The 25,352-nt window shown below is 44.3% G+C and carries 18 protein-coding genes, 1 other RNA gene and 2 other annotated features; of the genes, 17 read left to right on the forward strand and 2 right to left on the reverse strand.

Annotation, left to right across the window (positions count from 1 at the left end):
- The first annotated feature begins 106 nt into the window (after positions 1 to 106).
- The 12 genes from G5A70_RS11550 (at position 107) to queA (ending at position 14,519) form a co-directional block, all read left to right on the forward strand.
- On the forward strand, positions 107 to 1,762 hold the full coding sequence (locus G5A70_RS11550; protein ID WP_173749792.1) for a 2-isopropylmalate synthase: 1,656 nt from the start codon (positions 107 to 109) through the stop codon (positions 1,760 to 1,762).
- Positions 1,763 to 1,904: 142 nt separating this feature from the next.
- Positions 1,905 to 2,750 (forward strand): cell wall hydrolase, encoded by an 846-nt coding sequence (locus G5A70_RS11555; RefSeq protein WP_226853678.1) that lies wholly within the window; start codon positions 1,905 to 1,907, stop codon positions 2,748 to 2,750.
- A gap of 14 nt (positions 2,751 to 2,764) precedes the next feature.
- Positions 2,765 to 4,252: a threonine synthase gene (gene thrC, locus G5A70_RS11560; RefSeq protein WP_173749793.1), complete on the forward strand. Its 1,488-nt coding sequence runs from the start codon at positions 2,765 to 2,767 to the stop codon at positions 4,250 to 4,252.
- 28 nt (positions 4,253 to 4,280) lie between these two features.
- Positions 4,281 to 5,060: an HD domain-containing protein gene (locus G5A70_RS11565; protein WP_173749794.1), complete on the forward strand. Its 780-nt coding sequence runs from the start codon at positions 4,281 to 4,283 to the stop codon at positions 5,058 to 5,060.
- An 80-nt stretch (positions 5,061 to 5,140) separates the two neighbouring features.
- Positions 5,141 to 5,324, forward strand: a non-coding RNA gene (gene ssrS / locus G5A70_RS11570) — 6S RNA.
- Positions 5,325 to 5,402: 78 nt separating this feature from the next.
- On the forward strand, positions 5,403 to 6,467 hold the full coding sequence (locus G5A70_RS11575) for an aldose epimerase family protein (protein WP_173749795.1): 1,065 nt from the start codon (positions 5,403 to 5,405) through the stop codon (positions 6,465 to 6,467).
- Positions 6,468 to 6,543: 76 nt separating this feature from the next.
- The gene (locus G5A70_RS11580) at positions 6,544 to 7,992 is read left to right on the forward strand and encodes a SpoIID/LytB domain-containing protein (RefSeq protein ID WP_226853680.1); all 1,449 of its coding nucleotides are present in this window, start codon (positions 6,544 to 6,546) and stop codon (positions 7,990 to 7,992) included.
- Between the two features lie 56 nt (positions 7,993 to 8,048).
- Entirely contained in the window at positions 8,049 to 9,008 is a 960-nt protein-coding gene (locus tag G5A70_RS11585; protein ID WP_173749797.1) for a YihY/virulence factor BrkB family protein, read from the forward strand.
- A gap of 29 nt (positions 9,009 to 9,037) precedes the next feature.
- Positions 9,038 to 9,276, forward strand: a binding site (T-box leader).
- Between the two features lie 59 nt (positions 9,277 to 9,335).
- Positions 9,336 to 10,355, forward strand: coding sequence for a phenylalanine--tRNA ligase subunit alpha (gene pheS / locus G5A70_RS11590; RefSeq protein WP_173749798.1), 1,020 nt, complete (start codon positions 9,336 to 9,338; stop codon positions 10,353 to 10,355).
- A 14-nt stretch (positions 10,356 to 10,369) separates the two neighbouring features.
- Positions 10,370 to 12,787 (forward strand): phenylalanine--tRNA ligase subunit beta, encoded by a 2,418-nt coding sequence (pheT, locus tag G5A70_RS11595; protein WP_173749799.1) that lies wholly within the window; start codon positions 10,370 to 10,372, stop codon positions 12,785 to 12,787.
- 13 nt (positions 12,788 to 12,800) lie between these two features.
- Complete coding sequence (locus tag G5A70_RS11600; RefSeq protein ID WP_173749800.1) at positions 12,801 to 13,412, forward strand: histidine phosphatase family protein; 612 nt, start codon at positions 12,801 to 12,803, stop codon at positions 13,410 to 13,412.
- An 81-nt stretch (positions 13,413 to 13,493) separates the two neighbouring features.
- On the forward strand, positions 13,494 to 14,519 hold the full coding sequence (queA, locus tag G5A70_RS11605; RefSeq protein WP_173749801.1) for a tRNA preQ1(34) S-adenosylmethionine ribosyltransferase-isomerase QueA: 1,026 nt from the start codon (positions 13,494 to 13,496) through the stop codon (positions 14,517 to 14,519).
- 58 nt (positions 14,520 to 14,577) lie between these two features.
- Here queA and aroA read toward each other — a convergent pair whose 3' ends face one another.
- Both aroA and G5A70_RS11615 read right to left on the reverse strand, forming a co-directional pair.
- A complete protein-coding gene (aroA, locus tag G5A70_RS11610) occupies positions 14,578 to 15,852 on the reverse strand; it encodes a 3-phosphoshikimate 1-carboxyvinyltransferase (protein ID WP_173749802.1) in 1,275 nt (424 codons plus the stop codon).
- A 14-nt stretch (positions 15,853 to 15,866) separates the two neighbouring features.
- Entirely contained in the window at positions 15,867 to 16,964 is a 1,098-nt protein-coding gene (locus tag G5A70_RS11615) for a prephenate dehydrogenase (RefSeq protein WP_173749803.1), read from the reverse strand.
- 192 nt (positions 16,965 to 17,156) lie between these two features.
- Here G5A70_RS11615 and G5A70_RS11620 point away from each other — a divergent pair, with 192 nt between their 5' ends.
- The 5 genes from G5A70_RS11620 to G5A70_RS11640 all read left to right on the forward strand — a co-directional run bounded on the left by G5A70_RS11620 (position 17,157) and on the right by G5A70_RS11640 (position 25,201).
- Complete coding sequence (locus G5A70_RS11620; RefSeq protein WP_173749804.1) at positions 17,157 to 19,244, forward strand: elongation factor G; 2,088 nt, start codon at positions 17,157 to 17,159, stop codon at positions 19,242 to 19,244.
- A gap of 214 nt (positions 19,245 to 19,458) precedes the next feature.
- Positions 19,459 to 21,114 (forward strand): CvpA family protein, encoded by a 1,656-nt coding sequence (locus G5A70_RS11625; protein WP_173749805.1) that lies wholly within the window; start codon positions 19,459 to 19,461, stop codon positions 21,112 to 21,114.
- Positions 21,115 to 21,178: 64 nt separating this feature from the next.
- Positions 21,179 to 21,432, forward strand: a binding site (T-box leader).
- 44 nt (positions 21,433 to 21,476) lie between these two features.
- Positions 21,477 to 23,891 (forward strand): leucine--tRNA ligase, encoded by a 2,415-nt coding sequence (leuS, locus tag G5A70_RS11630; protein ID WP_173749806.1) that lies wholly within the window; start codon positions 21,477 to 21,479, stop codon positions 23,889 to 23,891.
- Between the two features lie 340 nt (positions 23,892 to 24,231).
- Positions 24,232 to 24,603 (forward strand): hypothetical protein, encoded by a 372-nt coding sequence (locus G5A70_RS11635; RefSeq protein ID WP_003436578.1) that lies wholly within the window; start codon positions 24,232 to 24,234, stop codon positions 24,601 to 24,603.
- Positions 24,604 to 24,676: 73 nt separating this feature from the next.
- A complete protein-coding gene (locus G5A70_RS11640) occupies positions 24,677 to 25,201 on the forward strand; it encodes a hypothetical protein (RefSeq protein ID WP_077726093.1) in 525 nt (174 codons plus the stop codon).
- Positions 25,202 to 25,352: the final 151 nt, after the last annotated feature.

Raw genomic sequence — 25,352 nt, forward strand, 5'->3', positions numbered from 1 at the left:
AAGGCAAAGAAATTTCCATATTTTATGGAATTTGCGATTGACGTTTACACTTTAAAATGGTATCGTAATAAGAAATTATTTATGTGAAAAAGGGAGGAGCTAGAAAGTGAAGAACAGCAGCAAATACAAAAGACAGTATTTCCTTCCCCCGGTAAAGTGTATGGACTGGGCAGAGAAGGACTATGTAGACCATGCGCCGGTATGGTGCAGTGTGGATTTAAGAGACGGGAATCAGGCCTTGGTCATTCCCATGAATCTGGAGCAGAAGGTGGAATTTTTTAAACTACTGGTAAAAATTGGGTTTAAAGAAATTGAAGTAGGGTTTCCTGCCGCATCTGAAACAGAATACACTTTCCTTCGTACCCTGATTGAAGAAAATCTCATTCCAGATGATGTGACAATTCAGGTTCTGACGCAGGCCAGAGAGCATATTATCAAAAAAACTTTTGAAGCGGTAAAAGGCGCCAAAAACGTCATTGTTCATGTATATAACTCCACTTCTCTTGCGCAGAGAGAGCAGGTGTTTAAAAAATCCAAAGAAGAAATTCTGCGGATTGCCGTAGAGGGAGCAAAACTGTTAAAGGAGCTTACGGAGAAAGCGGGAGAACAGTACCGTTTTGAGTACAGCCCGGAGAGTTTTACGGGAACAGAGCCAGAGTATGCTCTGGAAGTGTGCAATGCAGTTTTGGAGGTATGGAAACCTCAGGCAGACCGAAAGGCCATTATAAACCTGCCGGTTACGGTACAGCATTCCATGCCTCATGTGTATGCCAGCCAGGTGGAATATATGTGTAAAAACCTGAAATACAGAGAAAACGTAGTAGTTTCCCTGCACCCGCACAATGACCGGGGGTGTGGTGTGGCAGATTCCGAAATGGGGCTTTTAGCCGGAGCAGACCGTATTGAGGGAACCCTGTTTGGAAACGGAGAGCGAACCGGAAATGTGGATATTGTAACCCTGGCTTTAAATATGTATTCCCAGGGGGTAGAACCAAATCTGGACTTTACCCATATGACAGATATCTGTGAGCAGTATGAGAACTTTACCGGCATGAAAATTAACGAGAGAAGTCCTTACAGCGGAGCGTTGGTATTTGCTGCTTTTTCCGGTTCTCATCAGGATGCCATTGCAAAGGGCATGCACTGGCTGGATGAGAAGAAGCCGGAACACTGGACGGTTCCTTATCTGCCCATTGACCCAACCGATTTGGGCAGAAATTATGACGCAGATGTGATTCGTATTAACAGCCAGTCCGGAAAAGGCGGTGTGGGCTATATTCTGGAAACAAAATTTGGACTGAATCTTCCTGCAAAAATGCGGGAGGCTATGGGATATACGGCAAAGGCAGTTTCTGACCACACCCAGAAGGAACTTATGCCGGAGGAAATCTTTGAACTGTTTAAGAAAACTTTTGAAAATAAAGTTTCTCCATTTTCTGTCCGTGAGGTACACTTTAACCGGACAGCAGACAGCATGAAGGCAGAAGTGACGTCTTCTTTTAACGGAAAAACCATTACGACCCGGGCAGCAGGAAACGGACGTCTGGACGCTGTGAGCAATGCGTTGAAGCAGGCTTATGATTTGCAGTTTGAACTGGTGACTTATCAGGAGCATGCTCTGGAAAAAAGCTCCAGCTCCAGAGCCATTGCCTATGTGGGAATCCAGAAGCCAGACAGAACACTGGCTTGGGGAGCAGGAATTGATGCGGACATTATCAGCGCTTCTATTGACGCTTTGGTCACGGCGATTAATAATCGATAAACAGAGAATATTATACGAAAAACAAAGATGAAATTGTGCAGAATTCCTAAAAACAAGGTATCAGCTTGACTTTGGTATCGAAAGTCCTTTATAATTTCAGAAAATCAGTGTTAGAAAATACAACAGGCTAAAGGAAAAACGTATGGACATTATATGTGCAATTTTAACCGGTTTTCATTACCTTATGGAGAAGATGGAAAGATTTGCGGCAAGAGTCAAGATTTCCAAAAAGAGCAGAAGAGAAAAAGCAATCTTTCTGTTAGGTGTTATTGCCGTGGCTGCTTTGGATTTTGCCTGCCACGGGGTACATGCCGCAGGATTTCATGAAGTCTATGCAGCCGAATCGGAAGAAGAGGATGAGGATGAGCCGGAGAAGAACAGCACTTACGGGCTGGATTCCATTGTGGAAGGTGTTTTCATCAGTCAGAATACCCAGACAGAAGTAGAAAAACTGGGAACTTCCTTTGAAGTGGTTCTGGTAGGGCAGCGCATGGGAAGAAGAGAACTGGCTTCAGAACTGGATTTCAGTGACCAGGGTGCCCGGGAAGTGGAAAAGCTTCAGGATAAATCCATAGGGATATCGGAAGAACAGTTACCTATGTCGGATGAGGATTACAACACCCTGCTGAAAATCGTAGAGGCAGAGGCCGGAGGCGAAGATATGAAAGGAAAGATTCTGGTGGCTAATGTGATTTTTAACCGTGTAAAAAGCCCTCAGTTTCCATCCACCGTGACAGACGTGGTTTGGGAGAATGTAGCGGGAAGTCCTCAGTTTTCCCCTACAGCAGATGGCAGGATTTACACAGTAACGGTCTCTGAAGAAACCAGAGAAGCCGTAAACCGGGCCATTGACGGCGAGGACTATTCCCAGGGTGCTTTGTTTTTTGTAGAAGAGGCGTATGCAGATAAAGGCAATGTTGCATGGTTTAAAAAAGATTTGAAATTTTTGTTTAAATACGGAGTACATGATTTTTATACATATCCGTAAGAAAGGACGGAAATATGCAGGTATTATACAGAAGTACAAGAGGAACAGACAAAGCATATACAGCATCAGAGGCAATTTTAAAGGGACTTTCCGAAGACGGCGGGCTGTTTGTACCGGACAGGATTCCAAAGCTGGATCTGCCGTTGTCCGCACTGGCAGGCATGACCTATCAGGAGACTGCTTATGAGGTTATGCGCCGTTTCCTCACAGATTTTACAGCAGAGGAATTAAAGCAGTGCATAGAGAATGCTTATGATGAAAAATTTGACACCCCAAAGATTGCCCCCTTGGTTGAGAAAAACGGCACTTTTTATCTGGAATTGTTCCACGGAGCAACCATTGCATTTAAAGATATGGCGCTTTCCATTCTTCCTCATCTGCTGACAACAGCGGCAAAGAAAAATCAGGTGAAGAATGAAATCGTAATTCTCACTGCTACTTCAGGAGATACCGGAAAAGCGGCTATGGCAGGCTTTGCAGACGTACCGGGTACCCGAATCATTGTGTTTTACCCCAAGAATGGCGTCAGCCCTATTCAGGAAAAGCAGATGGTGACACAGAAGGGGAAAAATACTTATGTAGTGGGAATTACCGGGAATTTTGATGATGCCCAGACTGGTGTGAAGAAAATGTTTAACGACAAAGAACTGGCAGCGCAGCTGGATGCAGCAGGTTTTCAGTTTTCTTCTGCAAACTCGATTAACATCGGCCGTCTAGTTCCACAGGTGGTATACTATGTCTATGCTTACGGAAAACTTCTGGCAGAAGGAAAAATCCATGAGGGTGAGAAAATCAATGTGGTAGTGCCTACCGGAAATTTTGGAAATATTCTGGCAGCTTATTACGCAAAACTTATGGGTTTGCCCCTTGGAAAATTTATCTGTGCCTCCAATGAAAATAAAGTTCTTTATGATTTCTTTTCCACTGGCTGCTATGACAGGAACAGAGCATTTATGCTTACGAATTCACCTTCCATGGATATTTTAATTTCCAGCAATCTGGAAAGGCTGATTTACCGTATTGCCGGAAATGACCCAGAGAAAAACAGCCGGCTTATGGAGGGTCTGGCGAAAGACGGAAAGTATGAAATTACGGATGAAATGAAGCAGAATCTTCAGGAATTTTACGGAAACTATGCCACAGAGGAAGAAACAGCCGGGGCTATCCGCAGACTGTATGAAGAAACAGGTTATGTTATGGATACCCATACGGCAGTGGCTGAGGCGGTTTACGAAAAATACCGTCAGGAGACCAAAGACGAGACAAAGACCGTAATCGCTTCTACAGCAAGTCCGTTTAAGTTTACCAGAAGTGTGATGAATTCCATTGATGGAAAATACGACGCCCTGTCTGATTTTGAGCTGGTAGACCAGTTGTCCCGGATTGCCGGAGTAAGAGTGCCAAAAGCTATTGAAGAAATTCGCACAGCACCGGTTCTCCATGACCGGGTAATCGCAGCAGAGGAAATGCCGCAGGCTGTGAAAGAAATCCTGGGTGTATGAGAATGCTTCGGCAGAAAGAGGAGAGAATATGGAAAAAATTGACCTGGAGTATGCGAAGAAAAGTTTTCGGGAATATCTGCAGTCCTATGACCAGAAGGATGAAAAAATCAAATTAAAGAGAATTCATACGTTCTGTGTAGTGGACGCAGCGGAATATATCTGCAGGCATGAGAGGCTTTCCCAAGAGGATACGCAGCTGGCACTTTTGATTGCCTTGCTTCATGATATCGGCCGGTTTGAGCAGCTGAAGAAATACAACAGCTATGATGACAACATTATGGATCATGCGGATTTTGGTGTGCAGGTGTTGTTTCAGGAGGGTATGATTCGGAAGTTCCTTGAGACTCAGGAATATGATGAGCTTATCCGTCAGGCCATTGCCAATCATTCCCGCTATGCGCTGCCTGAAATTGCAGATGAGAGAGCGCTTCTTCACTGCAGGATTATCCGGGATGCGGACAAACTGGACAATTTCCGGGTGAAGGCTACAGAAAGCCTCGAAGCACATTTTGATGTGTCAAAGGAGGTTGTGGAGAAAGAAACGGTTTCCGATAATATTCTGGAAGCAATCCGAGAAAACCGGTGCATTTTAAGAGGAGAGCGAACCACACATCTCGATATGTGGATTTCTTACCTGGCCTTTATTTTTGACTTGAACTTTCCCTCCAGTTTCCGATATATTCTGGAGCATGACTATGTAAATCACAACATTGACCGCATGGCATATGCGTCAGAAGTGACCAGAGGGCGAATGGAAGAAATCAGAAATATTTGCCTGGAATATCTGGAAAAGCGCAGTCGTGGTTAAAAAGTTGTTAAATTTTTCTGTGTGAATTGGCGCATTTTTGTTGAAATATTTCATATACTAGAGTATAATAACAATTAAGAAAAGTCCTGGGGTGTACGAGGCTCCCATTTATTTTGAACCTACATTACTTTAAACGGGATTCCTATATTGCCGTCTCAGATGTCAGGCCGTCATTGTGCAGCGGAAGACAGAAGATTCGGCTGCGGTTGCCCACCTAGCATAAGCTAGGAGTCAGAAGATGGGAAACGGCACTCTGGGATAAAAAATAAGACCCTGAAAAGGGTTTTTTTCATATGAAAAAACAGAATTTTTAAACATTAACAGGAAAGCAGGTAGAGAAACATGGGGATTCAGAAACAGTTATTCGGGAAAAGTCCGGACAACCGGGAGGTTTTTTTATACGAGATTACAAATGAGAATCATATGACTATAGCGGTCAGTGACTTTGGAGCCACGCTGGTAAAAGTACTGGTGCCGGATAGGGACGGACACCTTCGGGATGTGGTATTGGGATATGACAGTGCAGAAGGATACTATGATAATCCAGGGCATTTCGGCGCCGTGGTGGGAAGAAACGGAAATCGTATCAAAGCTGCAAAATTTACCATCAATGGGAAGGAATATCAGCTGGCCGTCAATGACAATAAAAACAATTTACATAGCGGTCCCAACTGGTACCGCACCCGTGTATGGAATGTAACAGAAATCAATGAAGAAAAAAACAGTGTTACCTTCGGAATTTTAAGTCCGGACGGTGACCAGGGATTTCCGGGAAATTATACCGGGTATGTGACTTATGAGCTGACAGAAGCAAATGAGATTGTGCTGCATTATGAAGGAAGTGCGGATATGGATACGGTTGTGAATATGACCAATCATTCTTACTTCAATCTGGCCGGACATAAAGCAGGTGCAGAGGCTATGCTGAATCATGTGGTGCAGATTTTTGCACCGGAATACACACCGGTCAGCGACAGCGAAGCCATTCCTACAGGAGAAATTCTTCCGGTAAAAGGGACACCTATGGACTTTACTAAGCCAAAGACCATTGGACAGGATGTGGAAGCTGACTTTGAACAGCTGAAACTTTTGGGCGGCTATGACCATAATTATGCCCTCTGCCGTGAAAAAGGAGAATTGCAGCAGGCGGCAAAAATTGTCTGCAAAGAATCCGGTATTGAGATGGAAGTTTTCACAGACCTTCCGGGCATGCAGTTCTATATCGGTAACTTCATTGAGAAAGAAAACGGAAAAGAAGGCTGTGTTTATGAAAAACGGGGCGGCTTCTGTATGGAAACCCAATACTATCCAGATGCCTGCAATCAGCCGGCGTTTCAGAGTTCTGTATTAAAAGCGGGAGAAAAATACGATACGGTAACGGTGTACAAGTTCTCATCAGAAAAATAAAGCAAAAAAGAAAGAGTTCCGAAATCGGGACTCTTTCTGGCGTATGGAAAAGGAATTTCCCACATATATTAGGAATATGAACTGGAAAGAAAAATTAAAATGGAAACTCCTGATTATCGGAGCTGCTCTGGTAGGAATTTTGATTGTGTGGTGTGCAGGAAAGGCGGGAGAGAAGCAAGCAAATGCCGGGAAAGAAATTCTGAAGGAGTATGCTTTAAGGGAGAATGAATGGGCAAGCGCAGGGACAAAATTTCAGCCTGAACAGCAGGCTGAAGAAGAGCATGCACAAAAGCAGCAGGAACAGACAGCACAGGAAGACAGTCAGCAGACACAGTCGGCCGCCGCAGATGTGCAGGAAACCTATGGAAAAGGACCGGACATCAAGGTACTGCTCATGACGTCAGGGTATCAAAGCTATTTTCATGAACAGATTTCTTTGAAAGTGCACGGGAATTATGAACTGGAAGGGGCAGAGTCTCAACAGATTCCCGATGGGGAAATTCTGACTTTGGATGCAGACAGCCCGCAGATTTCGGATGGAACTTTGTCCCTGAAGCCTTTAGAAGAAGACAGCCGGATAGAGCTGCTTTCCATAGAACGGGGCCAGGGAAACCCCCGGTATCGCGGCAGTTTGACAGTATACCGGGAAGAGAAGGGGCTGCGTATGGTAAATACGCTGCCCCTGGAAGAGTACCTCTGCGGTGTGGTTCCCAGTGAAATGCCTGCATCCTATCCGGAGGAGGCGCTGAAAGCCCAGGCGGTCTGCGCCCGTACCTATGCCAGTGTACAGATGCAGGAAAGCAAGCTGGAGGATTTGGGCGCGCAGGTAGACGACAGTGTGGCCTTTCAGGTGTATCAGAACAGCCCGGAGGCGGAGAGCAGTACCAAAGCAGTAGAAAACACGGCGGGAAAGATTCTGCTGAGTGACGGGGCGCCCATCTGCGCCTATTATTTTTCTACCTCTCACGGAAAGACCAGTACGGACGAGGTATGGGAGGCTTCTGCCCCCTCCTCTTATCTGCAGAGTGTGGCATGCAGTTATGATGCAGCAGAACCCTGGTACAAATGGAAGGTATCTGTGGCAAAAGAAACCGTTTTGTCAAATGTGCAGAAGCTTTATCCGGAGGTAAAAGCCGTAGAGGCATTGGAAATCCGGGAGAAAGGAGAGGGAGATGCCGTTCTGAAGCTGGCTGTCCATACAGATAAAGGCATAAAAGAGTGCCGCAGCGAATATGACATCCGTTCTCTGCTGGCGCCTGTAGGAGCAACCATTATTCGGCAGGATGGTTCTGAGGCCAGGGGAGGTACGCTTTTGCCCAGCGCTTATTTTGATTTGCAGGAGCAGAAGAATACGGAAGGTGTGACAGAGGGATGGGAGATAAGCGGCGGAGGTTACGGACATGGTGTGGGTATGAGCCAGAACGGCGCGAAAGGCATGGCTGCCCAGGGGAAAAACTGGGAGGAAATTCTGCAGTATTTTTACAAAGATATTGAAATCGGAAATTTGAACCAGGTTGTCAAGTGAGCAGATTCGTGATATAATTGGCGAAATTGTGTGAAAAGGAACAGAGGGGAGTCTGTATGAAACGATTCAGAAAAGCGGTGGATACCGTTATAGGCTTTACAAACAGCATGAGCAGAAATCATACTACAGCCTACGCAGCTCAGGCCGCTTATTTTATTATACTTTCCTTTATCCCTTTTATGCTGCTTTTGATGACCTCTGTAAAGTATACTCCTTTGACAAGAGAAGAAGTGATACAGGCTGTAATGCAGATATGTCCGGAAAATTTTGACAGTTTTATCCGGGGCATTGTAGGCGAGGTCTATGAAAAGTCTCTGGGTGTTGTGCCTGTTTCCGCAGTTATGGCTATGTGGTCTGCCGGTAAGGGGATTCAGGCTTTAACCAATGGATTCAACTGTATTTATCAGGTGGAAGAGACCCGTAATTATATTGTAACCAGAATCCGTGCAGTCTTTTATACGCTGGTGTTTGTCCTTGCTATTGTATTGACCCTGACGCTGCAGGTTTTTGGAAACAGTCTGCAGAGAGAACTGAGTAAGCGCCTTCCGTTTCTGGATAAGCTGGTGGGAATGATTATCAGTATGCGTGTGGTGATTACCTTAAGCATGTTGTGTCTGGTTTTCCTGCTGATATATAAATTTATTCCAAACAGAAAAGCGACCTTCTGGAGCCAGTTTCCGGGAGCCGTATTTTCTTCTTTGTGTTGGTCCGGATTTTCTTTTTGTTTTTCTATTTACATTGACGTTTACAACGGCGCTACCAATATGTACGGAAGTATGACCACCATTGTGCTGGTTCTGCTGTGGCTGTATTTCTGTATGATGTTTGTGATGATTGGGGCGCAGATAAACCATTATTTTGAAGAAAAATTTCGCAGGGTTCATGATGCAGCCAGAGAAGCCATACGGCGGGAATATTATCAGCTGACCAGGTCGGAGGAGGAAGAAGAGCCGGAGAAAAAGGCAGCTGCCGGAGAAGGAACAGAAAAGAAAAAAGAAATTCTTGACAGAAACTGAGAAAGTGGCTACAATATAGGTCAGATATGACAAAGACAAGGAAAGTGTAAGTAGATATTTGTTTCCTGCCAGAGAAGGAGAGTCATCGGCTGAAAGCTCTCTTCAGTTCAGACAGATATTGAAGTTCCCACCGGAGTTGCATTTCCTAAATTCTGTATAAGCGGAAGAGTAAGAAATGACGTGACTGTGCGTTAAACAGATACGAGTGCCTGTTGATTGTTTTGACAGGAACAAGGGTGGTACCACGGAATTTGACTTCGTCCCTTTTGGGGCGGAGTTTTTTTGTTTCATAAAATGGCTTTGTTATGATACAGAAGGGAGAATATCATGAGAGAAAAATTACAGCGTATTCAAGCGGAAGCCCGCAAGCGCATTCAGGAATCAGATGGCCTGGACAAATTAAACGAAGTGCGTGTTGCATTTTTAGGAAAAAAAGGAGAACTGACAGCTGTATTAAAGGGTATGAAGGATGTAGCTGCCGAAGAAAGACCAAAGGTTGGACAGTGGGTCAATGAGACAAGAGCAGAACTTGAAGAACTTTTGGAAGAAACCAAGAAGAAACTGGAAGCAGCTGCTCTGGAACAAAAATTGAAAGAGGAAGTCATTGATGTTACCCTTCCCGCAAAGAAAATGGAAGTGGGACACAGACATCCAAATACCATTGCCCTGGAAGAAGTAGAGAGAATCTTTATTGGTATGGGGTATGAAGTGGTAGAAGGTCCGGAAGTGGAATACGACTTATACAACTTTGAAAAACTGAATATTCCGGAGGGACATCCGGCAAAAGATGAGCAGGATACTTTCTACATTAACAAAAACATTGTGCTTCGTACCCAGACTTCTCCGGTACAGGCCCGTGTTATGGAAGAAGGAAAACTGCCTATCCGTATGATTGCACCGGGAAGAGTGTTCCGTTCTGACGAGGTAGATGCTACCCATTCTCCTTCCTTCCACCAGATTGAAGGACTGGTAATTGACAAACACATTACTTTTGCAGACTTAAAGGGAACTCTGGAAGAGTTTGCCAAAGAATTGTTCGGATCGGAGACAAAGACGAAATTCCGTCCGCACCATTTCCCATTTACAGAGCCAAGCGCAGAGGTGGACGTTTCCTGCTTCAAATGCGGTGGAAAGGGCTGCCGTTTTTGTAAAGGTTCCGGCTGGATTGAAATTTTAGGCTGTGGTATGGTACATCCTCATGTACTGGAAATGTGCGGCATTGACCCGGAAGAGTACACCGGTTTTGCCTTTGGTGTGGGGCTGGAACGTATCGCGTTGCTGAAATACGAAATTGACGATATGCGTTTGCTGTATGAAAACGACACAAGATTCTTACGTCAGTTCTAGGAGGAGAGAGAAGAATGAATACATCTTTATCATGGATTAAAAAATATGTGCCTGATTTGGACGTTACGGCTCAGGAATATACAGACGCAATGACGTTATCAGGAACAAAGGTGGAAGGCTTTGAAAAGCTGGACGCAGATTTGGAAAAAATTGTAATCGGACAGATTGAGAAAATCGAGAGACATCCGGACGCAGATAAACTGATTATTTGCCAGGTGAATATCGGAGCCGAGACCATTCAGATTGTCACGGGTGCGCCAAACGTAAAAGAAGGAGATAAGGTTCCTGTAGTTTTAGATGGCGGACGTGTGGCAGGCGGCCATGATGGGAAAAAGACACCGGGAGGAATCAAAATCAAGACCGGAAAGCTGAGAGGAATCCAGTCCTGCGGTATGATGTGCTCTATTGAAGAACTGGGTTCTACTACAGAATTTTACCCGGAAGCACCGGAAAACGGCATTTACATTTTCCCGGAAGATGCAGAGGTAGGCAGCAGTGCCATTCATGCGCTTGGTTTGGACGATGTGGTTTTTGAATACGAAATCACTTCTAACCGTGTAGACTGCTACAGCGTTATCGGAATTGCAAGAGAGGTTGCAGCAACTTTTGGGAAGAACTTCCAGCCGCCGGTTGTGGAGGTGAAGGGAAACAGCGAAGACGCTCACGATTATATCAAAGTTCGTGTAGAAGATACAGATTTGTGCTCCCGTTACTGTGCGAGAGTGGTAAAAAACGTAAAAATCGGACCTTCTCCAAAATGGATGCAGAGATGTCTGGCTGCCAATGGTATTCGCCCTATTAACAACTTTGTAGACATTACCAATTATGTTATGGAAGAGTTTGGACAGCCTATGCATGCCTATGACATGGCGACCATTGAAAATCAGGAAATCGTTGTCCGCCGTGCTCAAAAAGACGAAAAATTCGTAACTCTGGACGGACAGGAACGCACCTTAGATGAATCCGTATTGATGATTTGCGACGGCAAGAAACCGGTTGGCATTGCTGGTATTATGGGCGGTGAAAATTCTATGATTACCGAAAATGCCTCTGCCGTACTTCTGGAAGCGGCTTGCTTTGATGGCGTAAATATTCGTCTTTCCAGCAAAAAAGTGGGACTTCGTACAGACGCTTCCGGTAAATTTGAAAAGGGCTTAGACCCTAACAATGCACAGGCAGCCATTGACAGAGCCTGCCAGCTGATTGAAGAATGTGGCTGCGGTGAAGTGGTAGGCGGTATGGTAGACGTTTACTCTAAAAAGAAAGAACCCGTAAGAGTGGCTTTTGATCCGGAAAAAATCAATGACCTTCTGGGTACGGATTTGACAAAGGAGCAGATGTTGGAATATCTGGAAAAAGTAGAACTGGTATACGATGCAGCTGCAAATGAAATTGTTGCTCCTACGTTCCGCCACGATATTTTCCGCATGGCAGATTTGGCAGAGGAAGTGGCGCGTTTCTACGGCTATGACAATATTCCAACCACCCTTCCAAGGGGAGAGGCTACGACAGGAAAACTGCCTTTTAAGCTGCGTATTGAGCAGGTAGCCAGAGATATGGCAGAATTCAACGGCTTTTCACAGGGATACTGCTATTCTTTTGAGAGTCCGAAGGTATTTGATAAGCTGCTGATTCCGGAAAACCATGAACTGAGAAAAGCCATTGTGATTTCCAACCCATTGGGAGAAGATTTCAGCATTATGAGAACCATTTCCTTAAACGGTATGCTGACTTCTCTGGGAACCAACTACAAGAGAAGAAACAAAGATGTGCGTTTGTATGAATTAGGAAATATTTACCTGCCAGAGAGCCTGCCTCTTACGGAGCTTCCGGAAGAGCGCATGATGTTTACTCTGGGTATGTATGGCGCAGGAGACTTCTTCTCCATGAAAGGCGTGGTAGAGGAATTCCTGGATAAAATTGGTATGCATAAGAAAGAAGAATACAATCCGAAGGCTGGAAAGCCGTTCCTGCACCCGGGACGTCAGGCAGAAATTATTTATGACGGAACCGTTGTCGGTTACATGGGCGAGGTACATCCAACGGTAGCTGCTTCTTATGGAATCGGAGAAAAGGCTTATGTGGCTGTATTGGATATTCCGGCAATTCTGGAATATGCAACCTTTGACAGAAAATATGAAGGCATTGCGAAATTCCCGGCAGTCAGCCGTGATATCAGTATGGTCGTGCCGAAAGAGGTGCTGGCCGGACAGATTGAGCAGATTATTGCCCAAAGAGGCGGCAAGATTCTGGAGAGTTATCAGCTTTTTGATATTTACGAAGGAAGCCAGATTAAGAGCGGCTATAAATCCGTTGCTTACTCTGTAACCTTCCGTGCAAAAGACAGAACACTGGAAGACGCAGATGTAAATGCAGCGATGAAGAAGATTCTTAACGGACTGGAAGGTTTGGGAATCGAACTGCGTAAATAAAAGGAGTCCATCCATGAAATTATATATTATCCGTCACGGAGAGACAGAATGGAATGTGCAGAAAAGACTGCAGGGGGTGTCGGATACCAATCTGAATGAAAAGGGTATTGAAATGGCAAAACAGACGGCAGAGGCATTAAAAGAGATTCCATTTGCCTGCTGTTTTACCAGCCCTTTAAAGCGGGCAAAAGACACAGCCATGTATATCCTGAGGGATCGCCAGGTGCCGGTGTATGAGGACGCCAGAATTCGGGAAATTTCTTTTGGAGAATGGGAGGGCAGAGAATCTGCCCTTCTGCCTCAGGATATGCTGGATAATTTTTTTCATCATATTGAGGTATATCAGGCACCAAAAGGCGGCGAAGAAATTGTTCAGGCCTGTGCCAGAGCAAAAGATTTCTGGAAGGAACTGACTGCCAGAGAAGACCTGCAGGACAAAACCATTCTGATTACAGCCCACGGCTGTATGGTAAGAGCACTTTTGCAGAATGTGTATGAAGACGCCGGTATAGAAAATTTCTGGCACGGGTGCGTGCCGCCCAACTGCTGTGCCAACATTGTAGAAATAAAGGAAAACAAGGCTATACTTCTGGCAGAAGATGTGGTATATTATAATAGGATTTAAGAGAACTTGGAAGAGACTGCGGCGTAGCAGTCTTTTCTTATGATATTTTTGCGGCATTTTATACAAGAAGGGAAGTAAGCCATGAGAACAGCAGATTTTTATTATGATTTACCTGAAGAATTGATTGCCCAGGACCCTTTGGTGGACCGTTCTTCTTCCAGGCTGATGCATTTGGACAAAAAGAGCGGAGAAATCCAGCATACAGATTTTAAGCATATTGTGCATTATCTGAAGCCTGGAGACTGTCTGGTGATTAATGACACCCGTGTAATTCCTGCCCGCCTGTACGGAAGTAAAATAGGCACAGATGCAGGAATTGAAATTCTTCTTTTAAAGAGAAAAGAGAACAATATCTGGGAAACTTTGGTAAAACCCGGTAAAAAAGCAAAGCCGGGCACAAAAATCAGCTTCGGAGATGGACTTTTAATCGGAGAAGTGCTGGATATTGTAGAAGAGGGAAACCGTCTCATTCAGTTTTCCTATGAGGGGATTTTTGAAGAAATACTGGATCAGCTGGGTGAGATGCCCCTGCCTCCTTATATTACCCATAAACTGCAGGATAAAGAGCGCTACCAGACCGTCTATGCAAAAAACGAAGGAAGCGCTGCGGCTCCTACTGCGGGACTTCACTTTACGAAAGAATTGCTGCAGCAAATCCAGGATATGGGAGTAAACATCGCCCATGTGACGCTTCATGTGGGGCTTGGAACCTTTCGGCCTGTAAAGGTAGATGATGTGGAGAAACATCATATGCATTCCGAGTTTTATGTGGTAGAAGAAGAGCAGGCGAAACTCATTAATGATACGAAAAAAAATGGGGGACGAGTGATTTCTGTGGGCACTACCAGCTGCAGAACTCTGGAGTCTGCTACAGATGAAAACGGAATGCTCCAGGCCAAAAGCGGCTGGACGGAAATTTTCATTTATCCGGGATATCAGTTTAAGATGATAGATGCCCTGATTACTAATTTCCATCTTCCGGAATCCACACTTTTGATGTTGGTTTCCGCGTTGGCTGGGAAAGACCATATTATGGCGGCTTATGAGGAAGCCGTGAAGGAGCGGTATCGGTTCTTTAGTTTTGGAGATGCGATGCTGATAGAATAAAGAAAAAAGCGAGGGACTTTACAGTTTACAGAGTCCTTCGCTTTTTCTTTCCCTTTTTCTATGCCAGCTTCTCCAGGTCTTTATAAAACCCCGGATAGGAGATATTCACACAGTCTGCCCTGGCAATCTCTGTTTCTCCCTCTGCCGCCATGCCTGCAATGGCAAAAGCCATGGCAATACGGTGGTCCAGATGACTGTCCAGAACAGCTCCATAAAGTGTTTTGCCGCCTGTAATGATCATACCGTCTTCAGTAGGTACAACGTCAGCCCCCATAGCAGACAGGTGATGTACCATAATATCCAGCCGATTGGACTCCTTTACCTTCAATTCCTGTGCGTCCCGAATCATGGTCGTGCCCTCGGCAAAGGCGGCCAGAACGGCCAGAACAGGCAATTCATCAATCAAAGTAGGAATCAGAGCTCCTTCGATGACCGTACCCTTTAAAGAACTGTGTTTCACCAGCAAATCAGCCACGTCCTCGCCGCACTGAACACGCGGATTTAAAACCTGGATATCCGCATTCATTTGCGCGCAGACCTTCAAAATCCCGTCACGGGTAGGATTGATTCCCACATTTTTAATCAGCAGTTCTGAGCCGGGGATGAGAAGAGCCGCCGCAATAAAGTACGCTGCCGAAGAAATATCGCCCGGAACAACTACTTTCTGTCCTGTAAGCTTTGGCTCCGGCTGTATAGAAACCGTTGTTCCTTCACTGAAAATTTCGGCTCCAAAGGAACGCAGCATAAGCTCGGAATGGTTTCTGGAGAGAAAAGGCTCTGTCACCGTAGTTTCCCCTTCTGCATAAAGTCCGGCCAGAAGTACGCAGGATTTCACCTGTGCGGAACTGACGGGAGATTGGTAGTGAATGCCTTTTAAGTGTTTTCCGGTAATGCAAAGAGGAGCGCAGCCATTGCCGCGCAGACTTTCCACAGAGCCGCCCATGAAAGTCAGCGGTGTGATAACCCGGGCCATAGGTCGTTTCTGAATAGAAGCATCTCCGGTCAGTTCCGTTGTGAAGTTCTGTCCTGCCAGAATACCGGACAGCAGGCGCATGGTAGTTCCGCTGTTCCCTACGTTCAGGACAGAAGCAGGCGCCAGAAGTCCGTGAAGTCCCCTGCCGTGTATGAGAATTTCACTTTCCGTTCGGGAAATCTCAATGCCCATGCTGCAGAAACAATTTATGGTAGAGAGGCAGTCCGCACCTTCCAGAAAATTGGTAACAGCCGTAGTACCCTCAGAAAGAGAACCCAGCATAATAGCCCGGTGAGAAATGGATTTATCTCCCGGAACCGTAATTTCGCCTTTTAAGGGCGCTGATTTTGTAAACCTCATAGGCCACCTCCTGTTTATCTTTCGTAAATGATGTAATTTCGTTTCTTCAACTGTTCTGCCGCCTGCTTCTGGGCTTCCTCATCATAAAATTCAATTTTCAGAACCCCGTCTTCAAACTCCCGGTTGTGAAGAATCCCGATATTTTTAATGCTGATACTGTTCATGGAGAGAATGGTGGCAATGGTAGCAATAGCCCCTGTCTCATCTACCACATCGCAGTACAGGGTAAAGGACTTCTTCAGAGGACCGCTGGGGGCGTCACTGAAGGAATTGCGGTAATCTCTGGAGTTTGCAAACATATCATACAGTCCATCCGCATCTTTTTGGTCTACCAGGTACTTGGCCTGCACAATGAGACGGATGTATTCGTCCAGAACTTTGGAAATGTGTTCCGGATTTTCCAGACAGATTTGCTGCCACATGTGAGGGGAGGAAGAGGCAATTCTGGTGATGTCCTTAAAACCTCCCGCCGCAATGGTTTTCATGTGTTCCAGAGGAGAATCCAGCTTCTGTACCACATTCACAAGAGAGGCGGCCACAATGTGAGGCAGATGGCTGACACAGGCGGTAATGTAGTCGTGCTCCTCCCAGGTGAGAATCATGGGCAGAGAGCCGATAGAGGAAACCAGTTCGGTGTATCTGCCGATTTTGTCCAGTCCCACTTCTTCGGAAGGGGTGAGTATATAGTAGGCATTTTCAATAAGATGGTCCGTGGAATGTTCATATCCCGTTTTCTCACTTCCTGCCATGGGATGTCCGCCAATGAAATTTCCCGCCATTTCAAGCGCTGTAATTTTTTTGTGAATTTCTCCTTTTACACTGCCCACATCTGTGAGAATACATCCCGGGCGAATGGTCTGCTTCAGCCAGGGGAGGCACTCCAGATTGTAGTCCACTGTAGCACAGAGGAAGATATAGTCACAGAGGGCAAAGCGGGTGTCACGTTCCGTGCAGGCAATATCTACAATGCCGTCAAAGACCGCGTCCTCCAGCACATCTTTTGTACGATTATAGGCCAGAATCTGATATCCCGGGTGAAATTTTCGTATTGCTTTGGCAATGGAGCCGCCGATAAGCCCCAGACCGATAAAACCAATGGTTGTGGTTTCCATGTATTTTAACTCCTTCTATCTTATAAATATCCTGTCAAACAGTATCATTTTATGACAGGTGAGAGAAAAAGTCAATGATTTCGCGCGTTAAAGCGAAAAAACAAAATAACTTGTTTAATTTGAATAAAATACTTGAAATTTTGAAAGATTTTTAGTAAAATATACACATAATAAATTTGGGAGGTATTACATATGGACGTTTTTAGAACCGACAGAATTAGAAATGTGGTCCTGCTCGGCCATGGGGGTGCCGGAAAAACAAGTCTGGCAGAGGCAATGGCTTATTTATCAGGTATTACAAGCCGCTTGGGGAAAGTGACAGATGGAAACACCGTCAGTGATTATGATAAAGAGGAGATAAAGAGAAAATTCTCTATTACGACATCTGTAGTTCCCATTGAATGGGGAAAAGTAAAGATTAATGTATTGGATACACCGGGATACTTCGACTTTGTGGGGGAAGTGGAAGAAGCGGTGGCAGCAGCCGATGCTGCAATTATTGTGGTTTCCGGAAAGAGCGGCATTCAGGTGGGAACCCAGAAAGCATGGGAATTGTGTGAGAAATACAATCTTCCCAGAATGTTCTTTGTGACAGAGATGGATATGGATGATGTCAGTTACCGTCAGGTGGTAGAAGATTTGACTGAACTTTACGGTAAGAAAATCGCACCTCTTCACATGCCTATCCGTGAGGACGGCAAATTTGTGGGCTATGTCAACATCGTGAAACAGGCAGGCCGCAGATACATTGAAAGAGGGCAGAAGAAGGAATGCCCGGTACCGGAATATCTGGAGGAATATCTGGAGAAATACCACGAAACGCTGATGGAATCCGTAGCAGAAATCAGTGAAGAATTTATGGACCGTTATTTTGCAGGAGAAGCCTTCTCCGTAGCTGAAGTTTCCGCTGCCTTAAAAACCAACATTTCAGACGGCAGCATTGTTCCGGTGTGTATGGGTTCTGCCATAAACATTCAGGGTGTAGCCAATCTGTTAGATGACATCTGCGGCTATTTCCCAAGTCCGGATCAGAAAGCCTGTGCCGGTATGAACACAAAGACAAACGAAATTTATCAGGCAAATTATGACTTTACAAAGGCAAAATCTGCCTATGTATTTAAAACCATTGTAGACCCCTTCCTGGGTAAATATTCGCTTATCAAAGTCTGCTCCGGTGTTATCAAGGGCGATGACACGCTGTACAATACGGGAAAAGAAACGGAAGAGAAACTGAATAAGCTGTATGTACTGGAAGGTTCCAAACCCATAGAAGTGCCGGAACTGCATGCAGGTGATATCGGAGCCATTGCCAAATTAAATACAGTGGCAACCGGAGATACTCTGGCAGTAAAAAATACCCCTATCCTTTATGGGAAAACAGAACTTTCCGTTCCTTATACTTATAAACGCTATAAAACCGTAAACAAAGGTGATGAGGATAAGGTGTCTCAGGCGCTGTCCAAGATGATGCAGGAAGATTTGACTTTGAAAGCAGTAAACGATTCCCAGAATCATCAGTCCCTGCTGTACGGTATCGGCGAGCAGCACCTGGATATTGTAGTCAGCAAGCTGAAAGAACGTTACAAAGTAGACATTGTGCTTTCTGAGCCCAGGGTTCCTTTCAAAGAAACCATCCGTAAAAAAGCAGATGTAGAATACAAGTATAAAAAACAGTCCGGCGGTCACGGTCAGTACGGTCATGTGAAAATGACTTTTGAACCTTCCGGTGATTTGGAAACACCGTATGTATTTGAACAGACTGTTGTTGGCGGCGCAGTTCCCAAGAACTACTTCCCTGCAGTGGAAAAAGGTATTCAGGAATCTGTGTTAAGAGGCCCGGTTGCTGCATATCCGGTAGTGGGTGTGAAAGCTACGCTGTATGATGGTTCTTACCACCCGGTAGACTCTTCCGAAATGGCATTTAAGACTGCTGCCATTCAGGCATTTAAGAAAGGATTTATGGAAGCGTCTCCCATTCTTCTGGAACCTATTGTTTCTATGAAAGTCAGTGTACCGGATAAATTCACTGGTGATGTGATGGGGGATTTAAACAAGAGAAGAGGCCGTGTGCTCGGCATGAATCCAGACCCTGCACATAAGGGCAATACCATTGTAGAAGCAGACGTTCCTATGCTGTCCATTTACGGATACTCCACAGACCTGCGTTCCATGACAGGCGGAAGCGGATTATTCTCCTATGAATTTGCCCGCTATGAACAGGCGCCTTCTGATATTCAGGAAAGAGAAATTGAAGCCCGTGCAAAGGCAGAAGAGGAATAGAAAACAACAAAAAACAGAAGTGATATTGTAAAAACGGGGCTGCTGCGGCAGTCCCGTTTGACGTGAACGCTTTCTAAAGGAGAGTCTTGTAAAATTCGGTCATCTTTATGTAACCTTTATAGGAACTTGCCCCCGGATTGTTGAAACTGTGTGCCGGGCATGCTACAATGAGGAACAAAGCAGAAAAATCTGCTTGGAAAGGTATGGTAAAACTATGAAAAAGAAAATTGCAGCAGGTTTGACGCTTCTGGTTCTGGCATTTTTGTATTACTATGTCACCTTGCCGGCAGTCAACATTCACGAAAGCGGTTTCTGGTTCTTTCTGGGAGCCCTGGTTGTGGCAGTGCTGGTGCTGTATGGATTCAAAAAGCGGATTTCCAGTGTGCAGGAACTGCGGACCAACAAGGTGCTAAAGGGAGGAATCTTTGTGATTCTGGCTATTGCAGTGGTATATGGGGCAGGGGCTCTTTTGTCATCCCCTATTATCAATGCAAAGAAATACCAAAAGCTGGTAACACCCGAAGAACGGGATTTTGCAGAAGATATTAAAGAAATCAGTTATGACCAGATTCCCCTTTTGGATAAGGAGTCGGCAGAACTTCTGGGAAACAGAAAAATGGGAAGTATGGTGGACATGGTGTCACAGTTTGAGGTGAGCAGTCTGTATTCCCAGATTAATTACCAGGGACAGCCTTATCGTGTCTCCCCTTTGGTTTACGCCAACGGAATTAAATGGCTGACAAATCAGAAAGAGGGGATTCCAGCTTATATCCGCATTGATATGGCAACCCAGGATACGGAACTGGTAAAGCTGGATAAGCCCATTAAATATTCGGAATCGGAATACTTTAACCGAAATATTTACCGTCATCTGAGATTCCGGTATCCCACTTATATGTTTGACCAGTTGAGTTTTGAGATTGATGACGATGGTACACCTTACTGGATTTGTCCGGTGAAAAAATTTAATATTGGGCTTTTCGGCGGTCAGACTATTGGAAAAGTCATACTGTGTAATGCTCAGACAGGAGAAACGACAGAATACAAAATCGAGGACTGCCCTCAGTGGGTGGACCGGGCCTATCCTTCGGACCTTCTTCTGGAACTGTATAATTACCACGGTATGCTGAAAAACGGATTTTTTAACAGCATTCTGGGACAGAAGGGATGTCTGAAAACCACAGACGGATTTAACTACCTGGCCTTAGAGGATGATGTGTGGGTGTACACAGGCGTGACCTCGGTCAGCGGTGACAAGTCCAATGTAGGTTTTGTGCTGATGAATCAGAGAACGATGGAAACCCGGTATTATGTGTGTGACGGCGCTCAGGAGCGTTCTGCCATGGACTCTGCGGAAGGACAGGTGCAGAACCTGAAATATGAGGCGGCTTTTCCGCTTCTTCTGAACATTTCCGACCAGCCGACGTACTTTATAGCCTTAAAGGATGGAGCGGGCCTGGTGAAAAAGTATGCCATGGTGAATGTTCAGAAATATCAGACGGTGGCCATTGGAGATACGGTGGAAGAGTGTGAAAAAAATTATGAAAAACTGCTGGAAGCAGACGGTGGTGAAAGTACAAAGGGAAAGACAGAGGAGGCATATAAAGTTACCGGAAAGATTGAAAAAATTGCCCAGGCTGTTCTTGACGGAAATTCACACTTTTATGTGACCTTTGATGATACGGATTTGGTCCTTACTCCTCCAGAGGAAGGGGCTCAGAAACTGGAAGGCACGCTGATTTTTGATATTCCGGTTACCGAGTTTCCGGAGGTGATTGCTTATAATCCGGGAGATACCCTAAGCCTTAGTTTCCTGCCCGGAAATACGGTGTGCTCCGTTGTTTCCATGGGAGAAGAGGAACAGGAGTAGAAAAAAGGCGTGCAGGGGTTGACAAAGGGGCAATCACTGGGTAAAATGTGTAATAGCTTTATAAGGAAAAGCGTTGAAGAGGAGTATTAAGAAACACCGCATAGAAACGTGGAAAACGAAGAGAAAGAGAGCTGCCGGGTGGTGCAAGGCAGGTATGCAGGATTCCCAACTCGCCTCGGAGTTCCCGGATTGAACAGACCCAAACAGTCACAAGTAGATACGGGCGGGATTTCCCGTTACAGAAAAAGGAGTGCGCAGACGCAAAAGAGTCTGCGAATTAGAGTGGTACCACGGAATATTAGCCCTTTCGTCTCTAAAGAGGAGACGGAAGGGCATTTTTTGATGTGAAGGAGGAAGAAATTATGGCAGTACCTTATAATTATAAGGCGATTGAACAGAAATGGCGTAAAAACTGGGAGGAACACCCAGTCAACGTAGAGGACGGAAACAAACCAAAATATTATTGTCTGGATATGTTTCCATATCCGTCAGGAAACGGACTTCATGTAGGACACTGGAGAGGATATGTAATCTCTGACGTGTGGAGCCGCTTCAAAATGATGCAGGGATATTACCTGATTCACCCTATGGGTTGGGATGCTTTCGGTCTTCCGGCAGAAAACTATGCCATTAAAATGGGAGTCCACCCGGCGAAATCTACGGCAGACAATATTGCAAACATTAAAAGACAGATTAACGACATTGCTGCTATTTATGACTGGGACAGAGAAGTCAATACTACAGACCCTGCTTTCTATAAATGGACGCAGTGGATTTTTGTAAAAATGTTTAAAGAAGGCCTGGCTTATGAAAAGGAATTCCCAATTAACTGGTGTCCTTCCTGTAAGACAGGTTTGGCCAACGAGGAAGTGGTAAACGGCAAATGTGAACGCTGTGGTTCTGAAGTTACCAAGAAAAACCTGCGTCAGTGGATGCTGAGAATTACCAAATATGCAGACCGTCTTTTAGATGACCTGGACAAACTGGACTGGCCGGAAAAAGTAAAGAAAATGCAGGCCGAATGGATTGGAAAATCCTATGGTGCAGAAGTAGACTTCCCGGTAGAAGGAAGAGAAGAAAAAATCACTGTTTACACCACAAGACCGGATACCCTTCACGGTGCAACCTTTATGGTACTGGCACCGGAACACGCTATGGCGAAGGAACTGGCTACGGATGAGACAAGAGAAGCCGTAGAAAAATACATTTACGACGCTTCCATGAAATCCAATGTAGACCGTCTGCAGGATAAAGAGAAAACAGGTGTGTTTACAGGAAGCTATGCAGTCAATCCTTTAAATGGAGCAAAAATGCCTATCTGGCTGTCGGATTATGTACTGGCTGATTACGGTACCGGCGCGATTATGTGTGTACCGGCTCATGATGACCGTGACTTTGAATTTGCAACCAAATTCAACATTCCGGTTATCCAGGTTATTGCCAAAGACGGAAAAGAAATTGAAAATATGACAGAAGCGTATACCGAGGCTTCTGGAACTATGATTAACTCCGGTGAATGGAATGGCATGGAATCCGCAGTGCTGAAAAAAGAAGCGCCTGTGATGATTGAAAAAATGGGCATTGGACGCAAGACGGTCAACTACAAACTTCGTGACTGGGTATTCTCCCGTCAACGTTACTGGGGCGAGCCCATTCCGATTATCCATTGTCCGAACTGTGGTAATGTACCCGTTCCGGAAGACCAGCTTCCACTGACTCTGCCGGAGGTAGAATCTTACGAACCAACAGGTACAGGAGAATCTCCGCTGGCAGGCATTGAAGACTGGGTGAACACCACTTGTCCGTGCTGCGGCGCTCCGGCAAAAAGAGAAACCAACACCATGCCTCAGTGGGCTGGATCTTCCTGGTATTTCCTGCGCTATGTGGACAGCAAAAATAACGAAGCGCTGGTATCCAAGGAAAAAGCAGATAAATATCTTCCGGTAGATATGTATATCGGTGGAGTAGAGCATGCGGTACTGCATCTTCTGTATTCCCGTTTCTATACCAAGTTCCTGCATGACATCGGTGTGGTAGACTTTGATGAGCCGTTCCAGAAACTGTTCAACCAGGGTATGATTACCGGGAAGAATGGTATCAAGATGAGTAAATCCAAAGGAAATGTAGTTTCTCCGGATGATTTGGTAAGAGATTACGGCTGCGATTCCTTGAGACTTTACGAACTCTTTGTGGGACCGCCGGAATTAGACGCAGAGTGGGATGACCGGGGAATTGACGGTGTTTACCGTTTCCTGAACCGTTTCTGGAAACTGGCTATGGACAGCAAAGAAGCGGCTGTAGCAGAGACAAAAGAAATGGTAAAACTTCGTCACAAGCTGGTATTTGACATTACCCAGCGTCTGGAAAGCTTCAGTCTGAACACCGTTATTTCCGGATTCATGGAATATAACAACAAACTGATTGATATGGCGAAGAAGACAGGCGGTATCGATAAAGCAACCATTGAAACTTTTGTTCAGCTTTTGGCGCCGTTTGCACCGCACATTGCAGAAGAACTGTGGCAGGAATACGGTCATGAGGATTCTGTATTCCACACCCAGTGGCCAAAGGCAGACGCAGAAGCAATGAAGGACGATGAAATCGAAGTTCCGGTACAGATTAACGGCAAGACAAAAGCCGTAGTTTGTATCAGCGCAGAGGCTACAAAGGAAGAGGCGATTGCAGCAGGAAAAGAGGCGATTGCAGATAAGCTGACCGGAAATATAGTGAAGGAAATTTATGTTCCTAAGAAGATAATTAATATTGTAATGAAATAATTGAGAAGAAATTCTCACAACAGAATAAAGTGCTTGGAAATATTGAAAAGTTCGCTGAAAATCAAGGTTTACAGACATTTTTCTTCAATGAAAAGGTATCGTAGAATATCGCAAAATATCGTAACAGATTTTTAAAATGGAGTAAATTTGGAGTAAAAGTTGAAAGAAAATGGAGTAAATATTTCAAGAAGACATGAAAGGAATGACGCAGATGGTAGAGATATTGTCTGCGTTATTTTTTTTGATTATAATGGTGTAAATAATTGCAAAGTATGATATTATGAGAAATAAACAAATTGGAATTTAACACGAACAAGATTTAATTATAGGAGTGTACTCAATGTGGCTTTTAGGGAGTATTTTTATATTCACATCACTATTAATTCTATACATAAAATATAGGGTTGTTTTTACTGGCGAAAAATGCAAAGGGAAAATAATCGACATTGTAGAACAAAATGCAGGTTATGTAGTAGGTGGTGTTAATGTCAAAAAGCATGCTTATATAGTGAAGATTAAAAACAAAAAATATCATACTGCACATGGTTGTATCTTTTTGTCATTGGGAAAGAGAAATATTGGAAAAGAAATTTCCGTATTTAAGAATGAAAAATATGGAAATGAGGTTTTCAAATGCTTTGATTTTCGTATAGAGATTGTTGCTTTGTTAGTATTTTTATTTGGCGTTTTTATGATCTACTCAGCCTTATGATAAAGCCAAGCAGGTTTCAGTTTGAAAAGAAGTTATACGCAAAGAAAAATTTAGAAGTTATGGAGGAAACCATATGGAAAATTTAAGTGCATATAGATACTGTATCGCTATGAAAAAAGGTCGAAAAATATTAAATCTGATTGTGGGCTGCTTAATGATTCTTATAAGTATCATTTTCATAACCACAACTGTTTTTAGCTGTATTTTTATGCAAGAATTTGTTTATTACACATTTTTAACAATATTCCTTGTAATTATACCCCTACCTCTTTTTATTTTTGGAATTATAGGTATTGTCTCAGCTACAAAACGAGTTGAAGTTTATAAAGGAAAAGTGATTTATCATATTGGTTTTAAAAATAAGGAATATCGTATGTCTGATATTAAAACATCAAAAACAAAAAGTGAAACATATAGAACAGGATTAGATTATGGAAATATTGTACCCACCTACAGTTATGATAAATTAACTGTATTCTATGATAAAAAAGGGAAAAAGATTTTTAAATTTGGATTGGCATACGATAATGTAGAACGACTGAAAGCAGATGTTAATAATACTCAAAAAAGCATAGCAAAACAGCATAACAAGAACTAAATAAATTCCAGTTTGTAGCAGACAGTTTTTTAATCGACTGTCTGCTTTTCCTTTTCAATCATAATTGATAGTAGTGGTATAAAATGGTTCATATCCAGTAAACGCAAAATAGCAAGTACCTGTTCAAAATCATCCAATGTGAGATAATAGA

This window comes from Blautia hansenii, assembly GCF_013304445.1.
Lineage (GTDB): Bacteria > Bacillota > Clostridia > Lachnospirales > Lachnospiraceae > Blautia.